At 64.3% G+C, this 19440-nt stretch carries 16 protein-coding genes; 9 read left to right on the top strand and 7 right to left on the bottom strand.

Features of this window, described 5'->3' with window-relative positions; genetic code table 11:
• Nucleotides 1–27: 27 nt before the first annotated feature.
• A complete protein-coding gene (locus tag AC3WMA_RS23965) occupies nt 28–825 on the bottom strand; it encodes an ABC transporter ATP-binding protein (protein WP_248312644.1) in 798 nt (265 codons plus the stop codon).
• A gap of 93 nt (nt 826–918) precedes the next feature.
• On the bottom strand, nt 919–1878 hold the full coding sequence (locus AC3WMA_RS23960) for an ABC transporter substrate-binding protein (RefSeq protein WP_492287778.1): 960 nt from the start codon (nt 1876–1878) through the stop codon (nt 919–921).
• A 178-nt stretch (nt 1879–2056) separates the two neighbouring features.
• Here AC3WMA_RS23960 and AC3WMA_RS23955 point away from each other — a divergent pair, with 178 nt between their 5' ends.
• From AC3WMA_RS23955 to AC3WMA_RS23945, 3 genes are all read left to right on the top strand, one after another.
• Entirely contained in the window at nt 2057–3130 is a 1074-nt protein-coding gene (locus AC3WMA_RS23955) for a hydroxyacid dehydrogenase (RefSeq protein WP_492287777.1), read from the top strand.
• Between the two features lie 235 nt (nt 3131–3365).
• Nucleotides 3366–4073, top strand: coding sequence for a class II aldolase/adducin family protein (locus AC3WMA_RS23950; RefSeq protein WP_492287776.1), 708 nt, complete (start codon nt 3366–3368; stop codon nt 4071–4073).
• Between the two features lie 28 nt (nt 4074–4101).
• Nucleotides 4102–6027 (top strand): FAD-binding monooxygenase, encoded by a 1926-nt coding sequence (locus tag AC3WMA_RS23945; protein ID WP_492287775.1) that lies wholly within the window; start codon nt 4102–4104, stop codon nt 6025–6027.
• Nucleotides 6028–6075: 48 nt separating this feature from the next.
• Here the strand turns inward: AC3WMA_RS23945 and AC3WMA_RS23940 are convergent, their stop codons facing one another.
• The 3 genes from AC3WMA_RS23940 to AC3WMA_RS23930 are packed head-to-tail and all read right to left on the bottom strand — an operon-like array spanning nt 6076 to nt 9212.
• Nucleotides 6076–6993 carry an EamA family transporter gene (locus AC3WMA_RS23940; RefSeq protein ID WP_492287774.1) on the bottom strand — a complete coding sequence of 306 codons (918 nt, stop codon included), beginning with the start codon at nt 6991–6993 and terminating at the stop codon, nt 6076–6078.
• 43 nt (nt 6994–7036) lie between these two features.
• Nucleotides 7037–8218 (bottom strand): Gfo/Idh/MocA family protein, encoded by a 1182-nt coding sequence (locus AC3WMA_RS23935; protein ID WP_492287773.1) that lies wholly within the window; start codon nt 8216–8218, stop codon nt 7037–7039.
• Between the two features lie 34 nt (nt 8219–8252).
• Nucleotides 8253–9212 carry a PDR/VanB family oxidoreductase gene (locus AC3WMA_RS23930; RefSeq protein WP_492287772.1) on the bottom strand — a complete coding sequence of 320 codons (960 nt, stop codon included), beginning with the start codon at nt 9210–9212 and terminating at the stop codon, nt 8253–8255.
• 116 nt (nt 9213–9328) lie between these two features.
• Here AC3WMA_RS23930 and AC3WMA_RS23925 point away from each other — a divergent pair, with 116 nt between their 5' ends.
• The 3 genes from AC3WMA_RS23925 (at nt 9329) to AC3WMA_RS23915 (ending at nt 14136) form a co-directional block, all read left to right on the top strand.
• Nucleotides 9329–10663 carry a Rieske 2Fe-2S domain-containing protein gene (locus AC3WMA_RS23925; protein ID WP_191124895.1) on the top strand — a complete coding sequence of 445 codons (1335 nt, stop codon included), beginning with the start codon at nt 9329–9331 and terminating at the stop codon, nt 10661–10663.
• Between the two features lie 135 nt (nt 10664–10798).
• Nucleotides 10799–12259 (top strand): aldehyde dehydrogenase family protein, encoded by a 1461-nt coding sequence (locus tag AC3WMA_RS23920; protein ID WP_492287771.1) that lies wholly within the window; start codon nt 10799–10801, stop codon nt 12257–12259.
• Nucleotides 12260–12348: 89 nt separating this feature from the next.
• Nucleotides 12349–14136: a thiamine pyrophosphate-binding protein gene (locus AC3WMA_RS23915; RefSeq protein WP_492287770.1), complete on the top strand. Its 1788-nt coding sequence runs from the start codon at nt 12349–12351 to the stop codon at nt 14134–14136.
• Nucleotides 14137–14268: 132 nt separating this feature from the next.
• Here the strand turns inward: AC3WMA_RS23915 and AC3WMA_RS23910 are convergent, their stop codons facing one another.
• The gene (locus tag AC3WMA_RS23910) at nt 14269–14772 is read right to left on the bottom strand and encodes a MarR family winged helix-turn-helix transcriptional regulator (protein ID WP_492287769.1); all 504 of its coding nucleotides are present in this window, start codon (nt 14770–14772) and stop codon (nt 14269–14271) included.
• 271 nt (nt 14773–15043) lie between these two features.
• On the opposite strand from AC3WMA_RS23910, the gene AC3WMA_RS23905 reads away from it, so the two are divergent.
• The 3 genes from AC3WMA_RS23905 (at nt 15044) to AC3WMA_RS23895 (ending at nt 17726) form a co-directional block, all read left to right on the top strand.
• Nucleotides 15044–15931, top strand: a complete 888-nt coding sequence (locus tag AC3WMA_RS23905; protein WP_248312645.1) for an ABC transporter ATP-binding protein — start codon at nt 15044–15046, stop codon at nt 15929–15931.
• A gap of 2 nt (nt 15932–15933) precedes the next feature.
• Nucleotides 15934–16689 (top strand): ABC transporter permease, encoded by a 756-nt coding sequence (locus tag AC3WMA_RS23900; RefSeq protein WP_492287768.1) that lies wholly within the window; start codon nt 15934–15936, stop codon nt 16687–16689.
• A gap of 104 nt (nt 16690–16793) precedes the next feature.
• A complete protein-coding gene (locus tag AC3WMA_RS23895) occupies nt 16794–17726 on the top strand; it encodes a LysR family transcriptional regulator (protein ID WP_492287767.1) in 933 nt (310 codons plus the stop codon).
• Between the two features lie 220 nt (nt 17727–17946).
• Here the strand turns inward: AC3WMA_RS23895 and AC3WMA_RS23890 are convergent, their stop codons facing one another.
• A complete protein-coding gene (locus AC3WMA_RS23890; RefSeq protein WP_492287766.1) occupies nt 17947–19284 on the bottom strand; it encodes an alpha/beta hydrolase family protein in 1338 nt (445 codons plus the stop codon).
• Nucleotides 19285–19440: the final 156 nt, after the last annotated feature.

Raw genomic sequence — 19440 nt, 5'->3', positions numbered from 1 at the left:
TCGTCCTCCCTCTGGCACAGCTGAACTTCAGGCCCGCTTGCGCTCACCCTCCTGCATCCCACGGCTGGCTTCGGCACGAAGATCCCCCCAGATCTCCGCGACATAGCGTCCGAAGCGCTCGTCAGTGATGCTTTCCGAGCTTCGCGGGCGCGGCAGATCGATGTCGATGACCTTGAGAATGCGGCCCGGGCGATAGGACATCACGACGACGCGGTCACTCAGTTGAACCGCCTCGGTGATGTTGTGGGTGATCAGAAGCGTCGTCTGTTGCAATTCGGTATGGATCGCCAGCACCCGATCACCGAGCAGGAGGCGAGTCTGCTCGTCCAGCGCCCCGAACGGTTCGTCCATCAGCAGCACGCGGGGCTTGAAGGCCAGCGTGCGCGCGATCGCCGTGCGCTGGCGCATGCCGCCCGACAGGGCTGCGGGCTTGCTCGCCTCGAAGCCCGTAAGACCGACGAGATCGATGTAATGCCGCGCCAGTTCCTCGCGTTCGGCGCGTGGCATGCCCTGGATTTCCAACGGCAGGGCGACATTGGCCAGGACGCTTCGCCACGGCAGCGTCGATTCCTCTTGAAAGACAATTCCGATGTCGCGATGCGTGCCGACATGAGACTGTCCGCCGACGCGAACCTCTCCGTCGTAATCACCGATCAGACCGCCGATAATCCCGAAGAGCGTGGACTTGCCGCAGCCGCTCGGCCCGATGACGGACACGAACTCGCCTTTCCGCACCGACAGGCTGACATCGCTGACGGCCAGTAGACCGCTCGACCGATCGCCATAGCGCTTGGAGACATTGGCGACCTCAAGATCATAGGCCAAAGACAACCTCCTGGATGCATCGCCGCCGCGGCGGCATTTTCCTGTGCTCGATCGCGCGCCCGGCTGATCGCGAGACCTTCGGTACAGCTGGCCTCAGCGGCTGGCGCGCAGAAAGGACGCATCGACCACGCGGCTTGCGTCGAACGGCTCGCTCGCGACCAGGCCTGCCGCCACAAGCGCCTCGTGCACCTTCTTCAACCCCGGCAGCGATACCTCCATGCCTGGCGTCAGGATCCCGAGGCGGGCGGTGTCGGCGATAGCGCGAGCAGCGAGGGGCTCGGACGTCTTCAGTTCGCGCGCGGCAACGGCGGCTGCAGTGGCGGGCTCCGCGGCGATAGCGTCGAGGCCGCGCCGCAATGCGCGCAGCGTCGCCGTCAGGCGATTCCGATTGGCTTCGGCCCAGCGCATATCGACGTTCACGCTGGTGAACTGCCATTCCGGGACGAAGCCGGACAGCGGTCCCAGGTTACTGAAGCCCGCCGCCTCCGCCTCGTAGCTCAAGGGAAACGGCTGCAACCCGGCGTCGATCTCGCCCGATCGCAGGAGGCGCCAGCGGGTCGGGGCGCCTCCAACCGCCTTGACGACATAGTCGCCCGGCTTCAGCCCGGCACTGCGCGTCACCTCGGGCACGAGATGGGTCGTGCCCTCCTGATCCGAGAGGACACCGATCGTCTTGCCGCGGAGATCGGCGATCGTCCGGATTTCCGGCCGGGCGATGATGAAGTGCGGTAAGCGTCCGGCATTGCCCGCGACCACCCGGAGGCTGCCCCCCTTGAGAGCATCGGCCATGATGCTCTCGGGCGTCGACATGGCGATCTGGACCGCCCCCGACCTGAGCGCCTCATTGATCTTTTCCGCGTTGTCGAAGACCTCGATACGCAGATCGATCCCCTCCTCCGCGAAGTATCCCTTCTCGGCCGCCAGCCAGAGCGGGAGGTAGAACACGGTGCGCGAGACGATGGCGAGGTCGATCCGATTCCCGGCTGCGCCGCTGCGAACCTCCTGTGCGTGTGCCGAGACCCAGCCAAAGGCCGCAATCATCAAGGCAAGCATCCACCTTCCGCCCATGGTGTCATCCTCCACACTCGTTTTGTTATAATGATTACTTAGGAAACTAATTTACAATTGCGCAGCTTTCAACCCACAGTCATGATGAGGCAACGAAGGGGCTCGCCGTAACCTCGCGCGCTGCGACTGCGGATGCCCTCAAAAGACGCCGAAGGGAGAGACAATGGCGGTCCGGGCAGGACAAAAGGCAGGTCTGGTGTTCTTCGAGAGCTGGGTCGATCCGATCGCAGAAGACATCCTGGGTGGAAGAGCCGACGTCGACCTGCGGAAACTGAGCTACTCGACCGTCGAGGCGGACAACTGGGACGTGATGTCGAGAGCACATGGCTATCAGGTCCAGGCGCGAACGGAGTTGCGCGAACCTTGGTTCCCCGATGCAGCACTGATCGCCCGTTGCCCTAACCTGCTCGCGGCGAGCTCCACAGGCGCCGGCTACGACTATATCGACGTCGAGGCCTGCACCGCCGCCGGCATCCTTGTCTGCAACCAGGGCGGCACCAATACCGAGGCCGTGGCCGAACATGCTCTAGGCCTGATGCTGTCGCTGTCCAAGCGGATCGGCATCGCAGACAAGGTGTTGCGGCGGCACGGAGCGCAGATCGACCGGTACGCCCTGCAAGGCAACGACATTCGTGGCAAGACGGTGGGCATCGTCGGGCTCGGCGCTATCGGCGGGAGGCTGGCCGAACTCTGCCATGGGCTCTTCGGGATGACGGTGCTTGCCTACGATCCTTATCTCGACGGTGCGGAAATCGTTCGGCGGCGCGGCACCAGCGCAAGTCTGGCGGAGCTTTTGCAGCGCTCGGACTTTGTTTCGGTGCACTGCCCGCGATCCAAGGAGACACTGGGCATGTTCGGAGAGGCTCAGTTCGCCGCAATGAAGCCGAGCGCCTATTTCATCAATACCGCGCGGGGGGGTATCCACGACGAACCGGCGCTCGAGACAGCGCTTCGAGAACGCCGCATCGCTGGCGCAGGGATCGACGTCTTTCTCAAGGAGCCGCCACCGCCAGACCATCCGCTGTTGTCCTTCGACAACGTAATCGCCACGCCGCACACCGCCGGGATTACAAAGGAAGCGCTGGAGCAGATGTCGTCCTCCGCCGCGGACCAATGGATCGAGCTTTTCAACGGCCGTGCGCCGCCCCGAGTGGTCAACCCTCAGGCGTGGCCTGCGTTCAGCCGTCGCTTCGCATCAATGTTCGGGTTCGAGCCCGAGCCCCTGCCTTATGCCTGAGCGGCCGCACCGTTCCCGCCAAGCGTCGCTGGCCGGTCGAAGGCCGGTTTGTGGCGGGAAGACAAGCCGAAATTGTCTCAGTTCGCGCCCTCGAACTTGAATAGTGAAGCCCGGGCCAGCGAGGCAGGGCATCCTCGAACCGTCGCAAGGAGGCGAAACCCGCATGTGTGACACCGCAACCGCCGTCACTGTTCCGGATGGCGCCGCTCCGGGAACGCCGCCGGCGCGGGAACTCATGGACGAGCTCGTCGCAGCCAACCACATTCTGTTCGACCAGGGCGTAGTGGACGCGTTCGGCCATGTGAGCGTGCGCCACGACAAGCGGCCGGATCGGTTCTTGCTGGCGCGCAATATGGCGCCGGGGCGTGTAACGGCAGAGGACATCGTGGAGTTCGATCTCTCGGGCCAGCCCGTCGATGCGAACGGCCGCGGCGTCTACCTGGAGCGGTTCATTCACAGCGAGATCTACCGCGCGAGGCCCGACGTCCAGTCCATCGTTCACAGCCACTCCCATTCGATCGTTCCGCTGAGCGTCGTGAAAGGAACCAGGCTGAGGGCGCTCTTCCATATGGCCGGCTTCATCGGAAAGGAAGCGCCTGTCTTCGAGATCCGGGCGACAGGCGGTGACGCGACCGACCTGCTGATCAGCAGCCCCGAACTGGGGCGTGCGCTGGCCCAGCATTTCCGCAACAGCGACATTGTCCTGATGCGCGGCCATGGATCGACCGTCGTTGGACCGACTGTGAAGAACGCCGTCTACCGGGCCGTCTACGCAGAGCTCAATGCCCGGTATCAGCTGCAGGCCACCCAGCTGGGCGAAGTGACGTACCTGACCGAGGACGAATGCCGGGCCTGCGTCGACCGGGTTGAGGGCCAGGTCCAGCGGCCCTGGGACCTTTGGCTCGAGCAGACCCGCCAGAGGCGGTCCGGGGGCCGGGCCTGACGGCCAAGGGAAGCTGCGAGGTGCCCCGATGCAGTTTCATTTGAACGGCTTCCTGCCCGGCGATCCTGCCATTCTTCCGGTCCCGGAAAGCCGGGCTCCAAGCGGGTCGTCGGACGTCGATGTGCTGATCGTCGGCTGCGGACCGGCTGGCCTCACCCTCGCGGCCCAGTTGTCCGCTTTTCCTGACATCCGCGTCCGGATCGTAGAGCGGAAGCCGGGTCCTCTTCGGATCGGCCAGGCCGACGGCATAGCCTGCCGAACCATGGAAATGTTTCAGGCCTTCGGCTTCGCCGAACGGGTAGCCAGGGAAAGCTACTGGGTCAACGAGACCACGTTCTGGAAGCCCGACGCCGCCGATCCCCGGCGCATCGCGCGCCATAGCCGCATCCAGGATACTGAGGACGGGCTTTCCGAGTTCCCGCACGTCATCCTCAATCAGGCGCGGGTGCATGATTTCCTGCTGGAGACCATGCGCAACTCGGCGAGCAGGCTGGAGCCGGACTACGCGGTGGAGTTCATCGGGCTGGACCGGCCAGCCAATACGACCGAGGCTGAAAGCCACCCCGTCACGGTTCGGCTGAAGCAGCTCGGGCCGGCTGGCTCGGAGCGCGAAGAGGTCGTCACAGCGCGCTACGTGGTCGGATGCGACGGGGCGCGAAGTGCCGTTCGCAAGGCGATCGGACTCGAGCTGCGCGGTGACTCGGCCAACAGCGCCTGGGGCGTAATGGACGTCCTCGCCATCACCGATTTCCCAGACATCCGCATGAAGGCCGCAATCCAGTCGGCCAGCCAGGGCAGCATGCTCGTGATACCGCGGGAGGGCGGCTATCTGGTGCGATTCTATGTCGAGCTCGACAAGCTGGCGAAAGACGAGCGCGTCGCTTCGCGGTCGCTGGAGGTCGTGGACCTTGTTGCTGCCGCGAACCGCATCGCGCACCCCTACCGGATCGACGTCAAGGAAGTGGCATGGTGGTCGGTCTACGAGATCGGCCAGCGGCTGTGCGACCGGTTTGACGACGGCTGCGAGTATGCCGGCCGGCCACCCCGTGTCTTCATCGCCGGCGATTCCTGCCACACGCATAGCCCAAAGGCCGGGCAAGGCATGAACGTCTCGATGGCGGATGGTTTCAATCTGGGATGGAAGCTGGCAGCCGTCATAAGAGGCACGAGCCCCGCGCAACTGCTGCTCAGCTACTCCGCGGAACGCCGGAAGCTCGCCCAGGAACTGATCGACTTCGACCGGGAGTTCGCGGCCATGTTCAGCGCTCGTCCAGCCGGCCCGGGGCCCGACGCCCAACGCGCCCGGGATCCCTCCGAGTTCCAGCGCTACTTCGTCAAGCAGGGTCGCTTCACCGCCGGGACAGCCGTGCGCTACGAGCCATCCGCGATCTGCGCCGACGGCATGCATCAGGGCTTGGCATCGGGCTACCAGATCGGCATGCGGTTTCATTCCGCACCGGTGGTCAGGCTCGCCGATGCCAAGCCCCTGGAACTCTCGCATCGCATCACAGCCGATGGGCGCTGGCGCATTGTCGCCTTCGCTGGAGCCGGCGATCCGTTCGACGGCGGGTCAGGCCTGTCGGAGCTCGTCAGCTTTCTCGACCACGACCAGGCCTCTCCAGTGCGGCGCTACACGCCGCTCGGGGATGCGGACGCCCTGATCGAGGTTATCGCAGTGCTGCAGCAGGCCCATTGCGAAGCCGATCTGGCGCGCGTTCCGCCTTTCCTCCAGCCGGCCAAGGGCCGATACGGCCTGACGGACTACGAGAAGGTGCACTGCGCGGACCAGCGCCCGGGCAGCGATATCTTCGACCTGCGCGGAATCGACCGCGAGCAAGGTTGCATGGTCGTCGTGCGTCCGGATCAGTATGTCGCCGACGTGCTCCCGCTCACCGAGGTAGAGCGCCTGTCGGGCTTCTTCGAGCGCGTCCTGCGCGAGCCGGCGCAGGGTTAAGGCGGCGCGCCGCAGCGACCATGCTCTCGCGGCGGCAGGCCCGCTTGCTCAGGCGACAACAAGCAATGCGCCGACGGTGGCAGCCACCGCCGCTGCGATCGTGATCCAGCCGGGCGCGCGTTCGGTCCGAAGCACGACCGTCGCAATCACCATCGAGACGAAAACCTCGAGCGACTGGATCGCCCCGACAGTCGAGATCGCGGTGTGCTGGATCGCATAAAAGTTGCAGATCTGGCCGATAGAGAAACAGAGGGCGGCCACAACCGCCCAGTTGTTCTTTAGGGACATGGCAGCGAACGTCGCCGTTCTCGCGCGGGCATTGAAGGAGACGGCGAATGCGTAATAGGCTACGGCTGCCATGGAGCCGACGAAGGTGCCGAGTGCGCCATCAGGCACATAGCCGAGGCCCAACTTGCGGGCCACATAGGCCGAGGCGTAGCACAGTGCCGATGCAGTCCCCCATGCGTAGCCGATCGACGCCACCGCACCCGCCTCGCTGCCGCCGCGGCGAGCCAGGTCGACCGCGACCAGAACCGCGATGCTGACGGCGATCAGTGCCAGGCCGAGAAGCTTATTGGAGTTCAGCGTCTCACCCAGAAAAAGGACCCCGAAGACTGCCGCGAAGAAAGGGATGGCACGCTTCACGGCCGATCCGCGCACTGCACCCAGATCGCGCACCGACATGAAGTAGAGGATGCGCGCCAGCGCCGTGGCGAGCAGGCCGGAGACGGCGAACCAGGCAAGCCCGATCATCAAGTCCGGCGTGTCCGGCAAGCTGCCGGCCGAGGTTCCCGCCACCGCCCAGATAAGGGCCGACAGCAGCGTCGTGAACACCACCGAAAGCACGGCGCCGCCATCGCCTTTTCCGTAGAGCTTCGCCTTTGCGATCGAGACCCCGCCATAAGCGAAGGCCAAGACAGAGAGAATGGCGAAGGTCTCGCCCAGCCTGCCCGCAAACCAAGCCATGCCTATTCCCTATCCGCACGCGACGCGGAACAACGGGTTGTCCTCAGCCGCGAGCAGAGGAAGTGCTTTGGCTGCCGAGCCGAACCTCTCGTCCGGTGGCGGCCGATTCGAGGATCGCGAGGCAAGCTGCGAGCGTCGCCATACCCCATTCGCCGGTGTGAAGCAGCGGGACGCCGAACCTGACCGCGGCATGCAGCTCGTCGACCACCTCCGCGCGCGGCACAGCTGGCGCCGGCAATGGATCGAGCCATTCGCGATCATTGGCATAGACACGGATCCCATCCGCCATGGGGCGCAGGTCGGCCTCGTCACAGGAGACCAGGAAATGGCCGAAATGATTATGAGCGGCGGGTGCCGTCCGGCCCGCAACGGTCGCGGACGTACCATAGGCGCGCTTCTCCTTGAGCGCAGCTTCCTCCTCCGGCGTCGAGACCGGCGCGAGGGCCCGACGCGCGGCGCCGTATTGCGAAGGATCGCGACGCTGCCCGAGCTCGCCGAACCAGCCGAGTTGCTCGTCGGTGTCGTACCGCCCATACCCGCTATATGTCAGCGTCGCGCTGGCTCCGTTCTCGAACAGCAGGAAGGCCTGATAAGCGCCTTCCGTCGGCCGGGCGGGGTCGAGGCGCGCGGTGACCGCCCGCAGTGACTCGATCTCCGCCCCAGCGAGAAGGCGGACGACATCAAGCTGATGCGCCGCCTGGCTGAAGACGACGCCGCCACCTCGGGACGTGTCCAGTTCCTCGGGCCGCCGCGGCCGGTACAGGAAGTCCGTATAGTTGCTTCCAACGATCAGGCGCGGGCGGCCGAAGCGGCCCGATCCGATCAGCTCGGCGGTGCGTAGATAAGGCAGATCGAAGGAATGGCTGTGGCCGACGGCCAAGTGGACACCGGCCTCTGCAGCCACATCGATCATGGCGCGACAGTCTTCCAGCCGCAGCGCCATCGGCTTCTCGACCAGGATGTGCTTGCCGGCCGCAGCGGCGCTGCGGACATGGGCGACATGGAACTGGTGAGGGGAGGCCACGTACACGGCCTCGACCGCTTCGTCTGCCAGCAAACCGTCGAGAGTGTCATAGGCCTTCGCGGCGAACCCGTTCGACGAGAATTCCTCGACGAACCGCGACCGCGCCTCCGGACGCGGATCGGTCGCAGCGACCAGTCGAACGAGGGGATGCTGCGCGAATGTCGGCAGCATCAGCATGAAGGCGCGGCCGAGCCCGACCACGCCCAATCGCAAAGGTTCGCTCACCACTGCCTCGCTAGAGATCGAGAACGAGGGCGCCGGATTTGGCGCGGGAGACGCAGATCATGATGTTTCGCGCCTTCTCCTGCTCGGAGAGCGCAAGATCGCGATGGTCGGGCTCGCCTGAGACCAATCGCGTCTTGCAGGTGCCGCAAGTCCCGCTTTCGCAGGAGCTGGGCAGCGTCTTTCCCGCCTCGCGCAGCACCTCGAGGATCGACTTGTCGACGGGAATCTCGAAGATCTCGCCGCTCTTGGCCAGTTCGACGGTGAAGGGCGCATTGTCTTCCGGCTTCGCCTTGGCCGCACCGAAATCCTCGAAATGGACGGCGGCCGAGGACCAGTGGCCGGTCATGTCCCGCACCGCCTCCATCAGGCCCCGCGGGCCGCAGCAATAGAGATGGGCCCCCTTCGGGTCTTCAAGGACCGGCCAGAGGTCAAACGCCTTGTCGGGGTCGCCGTTATCGTGGTGGATGACGACCTTGCCGCGGAATTCCGGCCCGGAGAACTCCTCCCGGAAGGCCATCATCGCCGGTGTGCGCGTGAAGTAATACAGCTTGAAGGGCTTCCCGCGCGTCGCCATCAGATGGCGGATCATCGAGCGGATCGGCGTGATTCCGATGCCGCCTGCGATGAAAATGTAGCTCGACGGGCCGTCCTTCAGCGGGAAATCGTTGCGCGGCGCCGAGATCAGGATGTTGTCGCCGACATTGGTCTGATCGATCAGACTGACGGACCCGCCCCGGCCGCCATGTTCCTTCTTGACGGCGATGACATAGCCCTCGGCTTCGTCCGGACCGTTGCAGAGCGAGTATTTCCGCGTCTCGCCGTTCGGCACCTTCACCGCCAGGTGAGCCCCGGGGGTGTAGGGCTCGAGCATGTTCTCATCCAGCGGCCTGAGATCGAACATGACGATGTCGTCGGCGACCGCCTCCTTCCCCACGATCCTGGCCTTTAGCCACTGCTCCTGATCGCTCATCCAAACCTCCGCGCGGCGCCGTCTCGACAAGCGCTTGAATTCCGAATAATGTGAGACTTAGATACCTAAGTATTATCCGGCTGACTAGCCCGGCCGTCAAATCTGGAGCGAATGAGATGCTGACCCACGAAGAGAACGAATTGCTCTGCCGCGTGGAAGGCGAGGCCCCGATGGGTCAGTTCATGCGGCGTCATTGGGTGCCCGCGCTGCTGTCGGAGCAGCTCATCGAAAGCGACGGCGCGCCTGTCCGCGTGCGTCTGTTCGGCGAGGATCTCGTTGCCTTCCGCGATACTGACGGACGGATCGGGGTGCTCGGCGAGTACTGCCCGCATCGCAAGGCTTCGCTGTTCTTCGGCCGCAACGAGGAGTGTGGCCTTCGCTGCCTGTATCACGGCTGGAAGTTCGACGTGGACGGCAAGGTCCTCGAAATGGTGTCGGAGCCGGCAGAAAGCGGCTTTGCCGATAAGGTTCAGCATAAGGCGTATCCGACCCAGGAGGCGGGAGGTTTCATTTGGGTCTATATGGGTCCGAAGGACCAAATGCCGGAATTCGAGGCCCCGCCGTGGGCGCCCACGCCCGAGGCGAAGGTCTCGATCGTGAAGATCGATCTGCCCTGCAACTGGGCCCAGATCATGGAAGGACAGATCGACTCGGCTCATTCGTCGAGCCTGCACTCCTCCGACATGAAGCCCTCGCGCGTGACGACCGCCGGCGCGACTGCGACGCATTGGACGCGTCCGTCGACCGACAAGAACCCGCGCATCCAGGTCCAGCTGACCAACTACGGCTTCCGCTACGCTGCGCTTCGCCGCCCGATCACCAATGCCCAGACCCACGACTATGTGAGACTGACCGTATTCGTTGCGCCTTTCGCCGCGCTGATCCCCCCCAACTCTTCCTATAACGTCGCGACGGTGATCGTGCCGAAGGACGACGTGTCGAGCTATTTCCATTTCATCGCATGGGGCAATGACGACTGCATCGATCAGGAAAGCTGGCGGAAGTTCTGCGTGGCGCAGGTCGGCATCGATCTCGACAAGACCTACAAGCCAATGCTGCGCAAGCGGGAGAACAACTACCTGCAGGACCGCAAGGCGATGAAGCTGGGGGATTTCACCGGCGTGCCCGGAATTCCCAACCAGGACATCATGATGTGGGAGTCGATGGGCCCGATCGCCGACCGTACCAGCGAGCGCCTCGGCGCGAGCGACATCGCGATCGTGCAGTTCCGCCGGGTGATGATCGATGCAGCGCGCAAGCATGCCGCCGGCGCTTCCCCGCTCGGTCTCGTCGAGCCGCATATCCCGCAGGCGAAGCTGCGTTCCTATCAGGGCATCGTCCCCAAGAGCGACGACTGGCGCAGGCTCGGCGCCTCCAATGAGGAAATCGCGCTGCTCGACGGCATGGAGCAGGACGACACCGAGGCGGAAATGGCGGCTGCCGGCAGCTGAACCCGACGGCGAGCCCGAACGATCATATCGGCTTGGGTGCCCAAGGGATAAAGTCTTGGAAACGCCGGCGGCGCTGCGCGAAACTGAACTTGGAGGGCCGGAGCAAGAGCCCTGGAAACGCATTGGGGTCTTCTTATGCTCGACAAGCCAGCTCCGGCCGGCCGCAGCCTCTACTACGGGGGTGAATGGCGCCATCCGATATCGGGGCGCTACGCCGCAACGTCCAATCCGGGCCTCGACGAGCCGATCGCCGAGGTTGCGGAGGCTGGCGCCAGCGACGTCGATCCCGCGGTCAAGTCCGCACGGCAGGCCTTTCTCTCCTGGCGCGGCGTTGCCCCGCTCGAAAGGGCCCGTCTGCTGAAGGAAGTCGCTGCCGTCGTCCGTGCCAATGCGCGCGAACTCGCGGCCCTCGACGCAGCCAATTGCGGCAATCCGGTTCGAGAAATGATGGGCGATGCCACGATCGCCGCCGCGCAGCTCGACTATTTCGCCGGGCTCGTGACGGAGATGAAGGGCGAGACCATCCCGATGGGGCCGGACGTCATCAACATGACGCTCCGTCAGCCCCTGGGCGTCGTCGCGCGCATCCTCGCCTTCAATCATCCCTTCATGTTCTGCGCCGGCAAGATCGCCGCCCCGCTGGCAGCGGGTAACGCGGTCATCGTCAAGCCGCCCGAGCAGGCGCCACTTTCCACGCTGCGCCTGGCCGAACTGGTACAGGATATCCTCCCGAGGGGCGTATTCAGCGTTCTGCCCGGCGGGCGCGAGGCCGGCGCGGCCCTTGCCTCCCACCCCGGGGTGGACAAGATCGCGATCATCGGCAGCGTCGGCGCCGGTCGTGCCGTGATGAAAGCGGCCAGCGACACCATCAAGCCGGTTCTGCTGGAACTCGGCGGCAAGAACGCATTGATCGCGTTCTCCGACGCCGACCCCGCGACCGTGGCTTCGGCCGTGATCGGCGGAATGAACTTCACCTGGTGCGGCCAGTCCTGTGGATCGACGAGCCGCGCGTTCATCCACCGGGACATCTACGAGGATGTGCTGTCCAGGCTGCCGTCGCTGGCCGGACACTATGTCCCGGGCCTCCCCACGGACGACCGGACGACCATGGGCGCCATCATCAGCCGGCAGCAGCACGCGCGCGTCCTGGAATACATCGCCTCGGCCAAGGAACAGGGAGCACGGCTCATAACTGGCGGTGCGGTGCCCACTGATCCGGCGCTGACGAAGGGATTCTACGTCGAGCCCACCATCTTCGCCGATGTCACGCCGGCGATGCGCATCGCGCGCGAGGAGATTTTCGGGCCGGTCCTCGCAGTCCTGCCCTGGGATGACGAGACGACGATGCTCGGCCAGGTCAACGAGGTCGAATATGGCCTGACGTGCTCCATCTGGACGAACGACCTGCGCAAGGCCCATCGCACGGCGCTTGCCGTCGAGGCCGGGTTTGTCTGGGTGAACGAGGTCTCCAAGCACTTTCTCGGTGCGCCCTTCGGCGGCTGGAAGCAGTCCGGACTGGGCCGCGAGGAATGCCTGGGCGAACTCCTCGCGTTCACGCAGGAGAAGAACGTCCATGTGAGCCTCCGCGGCGGCTGACCGGCGCCGTGGCATCCAATCACATGCGAGACCCTACGTTGCGGCCCTCGGACGGCCCGAATGCCGACCAGACAAGCAAAGGATACACGATGAGCACTCCGATCGACGGCATCGACACGCCTGTCGCATCGCAGGACAACGGCATTTGGGGCAGCGACGCCATTGCCTCGATGCTGCGGCTGCTGGACATTACTTATCTCGCGCTCAATCCCGGCTCGAGCTTCCGCGGGCTGCATGACAGCCTCGTCAACCACCTGGGCAACCAGGACCCCCAGATGCTGCTCTGCCTGCATGAGGAGCACGCCGTCGCTCTGGCTCACGGCTACGCCAAGGTCACCGAGCGGCCGATGGGCGTGGTGCTGCACAGCAATGTCGGGCTCATGCACGGCACGATGGCGATCTACAACGCCTGGTGCGACCGCGTGCCGATGCTGATCCTCGGCGCGACGGGTCCCGTCGATGCTGCCGAGCGCCGCCCCTGGATCGACTGGCTACACACCGCCAAGGACCAGGCCGCCATGATCCGCCCCTATATCAAGTGGGACGATCAGCCGGTCTCCGTCGCAGCTGCGCTGGAAGCTCTGGTGCGGGCGAACAACATCACCCGGGCCGCACCGGCGGCGCCGACCTATGTCTGCCTCGATGTCTCCATGCAGGAGCGCCGCCTGGAGCAGATGCCCGAGTTGCCCGATCCCAAACGCTTCGCTCTGACCTCCCCCGGTGTCCCGGCGGCGCAGGACATCAAAGCCGCCGCGACGCTTCTGAGGAGCGCAGAGCGGCCGATGCTCCTGATCGGCAGGGTTTCGCGCAGCACCCGCGACTGGGCGCGTCGCGTGGCCCTCGCGGAAGCGCTGAACGCGTCGGTGCTCACGGACATCAAGGTGGGCGCAGCCTTCCCGACCGATCACAGGCTGCATTGCGCCAAGCCTGGGCATTTCCTCGACGAGGCCGGCGCGAAGCGGATCGCGGACGCCGACGTCATCCTGTCGCTCGACTGGGTCGATCTCGCCGGCACCCTGAAACAGGGCGGCTGTTCGGCCGCGACCAAGATCATCAATATCCAGCTCGACCATCAGCTTCACAACGGCTGGAGCATGGACCACCAGGCCCTGCCGCCCGCCGACCTGCATTTCAGCAGCGATCCGAACGCGGCGCTCCATCTGCTCGCTGACGAACTCGGCGTCGGTCCCGGTTCCGAACCGGCCGACCTGACGGCATTGCCGGCATTCGACCTGCCCGGCGAATCACGCGAGCTCGACATCGTCTCGCTCGCGGCGGCGATGGGCACGGTGCTGCGCGATGAAGTCGTGTCGCTTGTCCGGCTGCCTCTCGGCTGGGCCGGTGAAAGCTGGCACTTCCGCCATCCGCTCGACTATCTCGGCACCGATGGCGGTGCCGGCATCGGGTCGGGGCCCGGCATGCTGGCCGGCGCAGCGCTCGCGCTTGCCGGCTCAGGCAGATTGCCCGTAGCCGTTCTGGGCGACGGCGATACGATGATGGGCGTTTCCGCGTTCTGGACAGCCGCACACTACAAGCTGCCTTTCCTGGCCATCGTCGCCAATAATCGCTCATTCTACAATGACGAGATCCATCAGGAACGCGTCGCGCGCACGCGCGATCGGCCGGTGGAGAACAAGTGGATCGGGCAGCGTATCGGAGATCCCGACATCGACATCGCCGCGATGGCTAGCGCCCAGGGACTTGTTGGGATCGGGCCAGTCTCGACCACAGACGCGTTGATCGATGCGATCCGGAAAGGGGTCGAGGCTGCTCGCAACGGCGCATCGGTCGTTATCGATGCACGGGTGAAGCCGGGCTACAACCCGGCCATGGCAGCAGGGATGACGCGCGAAGGCACCGGAAAAGTCGGCGACTAACTCGCCGGCACAGAAGCGGAGCCCGCTTTCCGATATGACTGGCGCAGGCGGGACGCTGGAGCATTAGACTTGCTCCAGCGCAGGGTGGCCCGTGAAACCCGGCCCCATGCGCCTGGTCTAGCGCATGGCGCCTCAGTCGATGTCTCTGCCCCCGGAAGGCGCGTCCGCCAGGTTTCGCTGCACCTGCGCCAGGCAACTGATCAGGCGAGCCTTTTCTTCGCCGCTCATCCCGGTTGTCGCGCGCTCGATGACTTCGTTGGCGCAGGGTATCAGTTTCGACTGCAGCGAGCGGCCACGTTCGGTCAGCCTGACGCAGAGCTTCCGCCGGTCGTGCGGATCCCGCTCACGGGTCACGAGACCGGACCTCTCCATTGTCGCCAGCGCGGACAGCGTCGTCGGCTCCATGGTTCCGATTCGCTGGGAAAGTTCTCGCTGGGTCAGGCCGTCCTCCAGCCAGAGAGCCCGCAAGAAATACCACATGCCTAGCGTGACACCATGCGGCTCGATCTGCGATTGCAGATAGCGCTGCACGGCTCTGTTGGCCATCCGGAGCTGATAGCCGACGCTTCCCTCAAGCGGGAGATCGTAGCGCTGCTCGGCGGGCGGCACAGAGGCCTTTGAGTTTGTTTCGGGCATTTCACTCCGTTCTTTCGATCGGACCTTAACGCCCATTGGACGTTGGAGCACGGCATTTTGTTGCCGTTTCGACCGCTACGCAAATGTTTGGAAGACAAAGCGATATAGTATTGGACCACGATGAGGGGCCACCCTAGCGTCGCCTACAAGCGGGCAACCTTCGAGAACGACCTCGCTGGAGGAGATGAATGCCTGCCATCAATCCATTCAAGACCGCATGGGTCGAACGCCCCGACACGCACTGGCGTGACAGGATGCAGGGGCGCAACTCATGAGCGGCAACGATCTGGAGGACGAAAGGCACATGCGGGGGGCTAACGCCAAACTGCGTCTTGCGAGCGAGACCATCGACGAGATCGATGTCGTCATCAAGGACGTTTCGATGCGCTTCGACACGCGCGAAGGAACTGTGACTGCTGTCGATGGCATGTCGTTCGAGATCAAGCGCGGCGAATTCGTTTCGATCATCGGCCCGTCGGGCTGCGGGAAGTCAACGGTATTCAACATCATGGGCGGCCTTGTAGGCGGCTATGAAGGCACCGTGACCGTCGGCGGCGAGAGCGTCTCGGGCCCGCATCCGTCCATCGGCATGGTATTCCAAGAAGAATCGACCTTTCCCTGGCGGACGGTCATCGACAACGTTGCCTTTCCGCTCGAAGTGAAGGGTGTGGGCAAGGAAGAACGCCACGCAACGGCCCGCAAATTCATCGAGATGGTCGGCCTTTCTGGCTTCGAGCAGCGCTACCCGTCGGAACTGTCGGGCGGCATGCGCCAGCGCGTCGCGCTGGCCCGGACGCTGGTGTTCGAGCCCAAGATCCTGCTGATGGACGAGCCTTTCGCTGCACTCGACGAACAGACCCGTGTGCTGCTGGGCGACAAAGTCCTCAAGATCCAACAGGATCTTCGGCAAACGACGCTGCTCATCACCCACAACATCACGGAAGCCGTGCAGCTCTCGGACAGGGTGCTGATCATGACGTTCCGTCCCGGCAAGGTGAAGCGGATCGTCGACATCCGCCTGCCGCGCCCACGCAGCAGCGATGTCGTCGGCAGCGATGCGTTCGGCCGCTATGTGGCGGAGATCTGGAACGATCTGCGAGAAGAGGCATCGCGCGGAATGGCCGATGCCGAGGAAGCAGCCCGCGCGAGAAAAGGCTGACGATGCGGATCCTCGCTTTTCCTCCGATCATATTCGGGCTGGCCACCGTTGCGCTTGTGCTGTGCGGTGTCGAGCTGTTGCTCTATGCCGGGCTGCTCAACCAGTTCGTGATCCCGTTTCCCTCCGCCGTGATAGGCAGCTTCGGCCGCCTGTTTAGCGAGGAGCAACTGGCTCATCGGCTGTTTGTGACCGGATCCGAGGCAGTCGCGGCAAGTCTGCTCGTCATTATCGTGGGTGTCGGCTTCGGAATCTTTCTGCACGAGAGACGCATTCTCAAACTTGCAGTGGAACCCTGGATCGCAGCTGCCGCCGCAGCGCCGATTGTGCTCGCCTATCCCCTCTTCCTAGTCATCTTTGGACGAAGCTCCGCGACAATCATCGCGATGGGATTCGTCGCGGGACTCGCGCCCGTGGCGCTCAAGACCATCGAGGGCTTCCAGGGCGTGAAGAAGACGTTCTTAAACGTTGGGCGCACCTACAATCTGACTCCGTCGCAGCTGTTCTGGAGGATCCAGTTTCCGGCGTCGATACCGACGATCTTCACCGGAATACGTTTGGGTCTGATCTTCACCTTGATCAATCTCATCGGCGTAGAATTCCTGATCAACTTCGGTGGTCTTGGTCAACTCATCAACGACCTGGCCGAACGCTATGATCTGCCCGGCGTCTTCGCAACGATCATCTTCGTCATACTCGTGAGCGTCGTCATTTTCTCGGCCCTGGAATGGCTCGAGCGCTGGATGCGACCCGCACGCTGAATCAGGCTCGGCTCCCGCAGCCGCGCCGGCACAGGGCCGACGCCTTCCTGAGTGCGCCCGTCTGCGCCATACTCCGGCGCAACGGCGAACATCGACAGGAGGAAGTGATCAATCTCAGGCAGCTGCGCTACTTCGTGCGGATCGCGGAAGTCGGCAACATCACCCGGGCTGCCGAACAGCTCAACGTCGCACAGCCAGCGCTCGGTCTGCAGATCCGTCAGCTCGAGCAGGAGCTCAAGACGGAACTCCTGGTGCGCCACTCGCGCGGCGTCGAACTCACCGAGGCCGGCAGGCTTCTGCTCGATCGGGCCCGCCGTATCCTGCAGGATGTGGAGGAGCTCAAGCGCGAAATCATCGGCAATGTCAGTCCCGAGCAAGAGATGATGATCTTGGGCCTCACGCCCAGCATCATGCTGCAGATGGACCCCGACATGCTGCTCAATGCCAAGCGGACGATGCCCACCGTATCGTTGAGCCTTGTCGAAGCGTTGAGCCGGGCACTGACGACATCCCTCGAACAGGGCGAGCTCAGCTATGCGCTGGCTTACGGCGTGGACGAAGCCCGCCCCGGAGTCAGCCGCCGCCCGCTGCTGGTGGAGGAGCTGATCTTTGCTCGTTCGGCGACGGGAGAGCCTCTGCCCCCAACCCTGACTCTGGCGGACGCGCTCTCTCATGACCTCGTGCAGGCCGGCGAGCGCGACATGGTTCAGCGGTTGCTGAGAGACGCCGCAGCCCGCTATTCGCTCGATCTCAGGATCGTCTACGAGGCGGAATCGATTCCGGCGATGCGCAGCCTGGTGGTGCGCGGAGCGGCTGCCAGCATGATGCCCTACGGCACCGCCAGTGAGGAGATCCGGGCCGGGAAGCTGGTGATGCAGCGTGTATCCGATATCCCGTTGACCCGAACCCTCTATCTGCTGAGGCCATCTAACGCGGCCTCTTTCAGAAGCCAGGATCTGATCGATCACTTCATCGATGGGATCGTGAGGCGCCTGCTCGACTCCCTGGGCCCCCTGGCGCGGCGCGTGGGCATCTAGAGCGCGCGGACTTCATTTCGAAACATGCCGTCATTCCGGTCCATAGGATGGAGCCCGGAACCCAGAACCGATGCGGGCCACCGAACGGCACGCGAATGCCGCGGCTGGTCGACGCAGGCGGCCTTGGTTCCGAATTCCGGGCCCATTCCGGCATGCACAGGAAGGACGCTGCGGTCCCATCGTAACCGCGCATAGTCTGGCAACGGCCCGTGCCAGCCCCTCAGCGCATCGTCGCGTCGACCCAGTTCTTCACCTGGTCGAACAGGTTGCGCACGCTGTTCGCATAGGCGTCAGGGTCGGCCGAGCAATTCCGGCACGGGGTGAAGCCGTGGCTGGCGCCCTCGATGAAAAGGAGTTCCTTTTTGGCGGCGACGCTGTTCTCGTATTCCTCTTCGGAGTCGCGAATGAACAGATAGCCCCCCATGCCGACCACGAGCGTCGGCGCGGCAATCGAGCGAACGGCGCAGATGGTGGAATTGTTGCTGGAGCAATGGTCGATACCATCGAGAGAGTTGCTAGAGCGCACGGCCTGAGTGCTCAGGAACGAGCGAAGCGACAGGATTTTTGTGCCGCGATCGAAGCTGTTGGTCGTCTCCTTCGTGTCGAGTTCTGGCGGACTGACGGAGGTAACGATCTGTTCGACGATGCTGCCGTCGTTGCGCACCAGTTTCTGCGGCGCGCGCGTGCGCCGAAGCGGGATCGCCGTATCGAGGCTGTGCAGTTGCGATGCGCCGCCGGGACCCGCGCCGGGATTACCGCCATGCGGGATGGCGAACAGGTCATTGTCCGGATAGGTCCCCTTGCCCTCCCGGATGGCTTTCACGCGCCCCTGCGCGGTCGCGATCAGCGCGTTCATGCGCGCCGACTGCGCAGCAAAATAGCGGGTCTGGAATTCCGGCGAATAGGTTGACGACGCTGTCGCGCTATAGCCGTTACTCGTCAGATACGGGTCGAGCGCGGCATCGAATTTGCCGGCCGTCTCGTCGAGCACCGACCCGTTCAGGCTGCGCAGCAGAATGACCGGCACGCCCGGATGAGCATCGGCGAGAATCAGGCCGTCGGCTTTCGGCATTCCGGCGAGATCGTCGCGGCAGGGCACCAGCTTCTGCGGATCCTTGCAGAAGCCGAGTCCGTTCTCGGCCACCGCCTGATAGAAGCTTGTGGTGGGGCCTCCGCCGCTATGGCCGAACAGCACGACTTTCTCGATACCCTGCTGCTTGCGCAGGAATTCGACGCCGGCCTTCACGTCCAGCGCGATCCGGTCCCAGTCGACCGCGAACTCGTTGTTTGTGAAGCGCGTGCTCATGCACAGGGCCGCAATACCACGCTTCGGCAGTTCGTTGCAGGCGATATGCGTGGTGTAGTTGGCGGTCCGATGGATGACGAGGGCTGCGACCCTGGCGCGCGCAGCCGGTTCGGCATAGACGGCGGTCGCTGGACCCAGGGCGAAGTAGGTGCGCTTCCCCTGGCCTGCCTCCTGGCCTCTCGCCGCCGAGGGCGCGGCGAGAACCGCGCCTGCGAGCAGCGCGAGGGTGATGGCCCGAAATGATCTGGTCATTGATATTCCTCCCTGATCTCCGCTGCGGCGCCTTCCCCTGGTGGACGGTGCCGCCCCCTCACGCACGCAGCGGCAGAGAGACGCGGTGCCGTTGCAAAAGGATCCGCGCCGCGCGGACATACATTGTTATGTGATGCAAAAACGTCGAGAGTCGCC

The organism is Allobosea sp. FW305-C-101, assembly GCF_058783685.1.
This window is presented reverse-complemented; position numbering and strand designations above follow the sequence as displayed.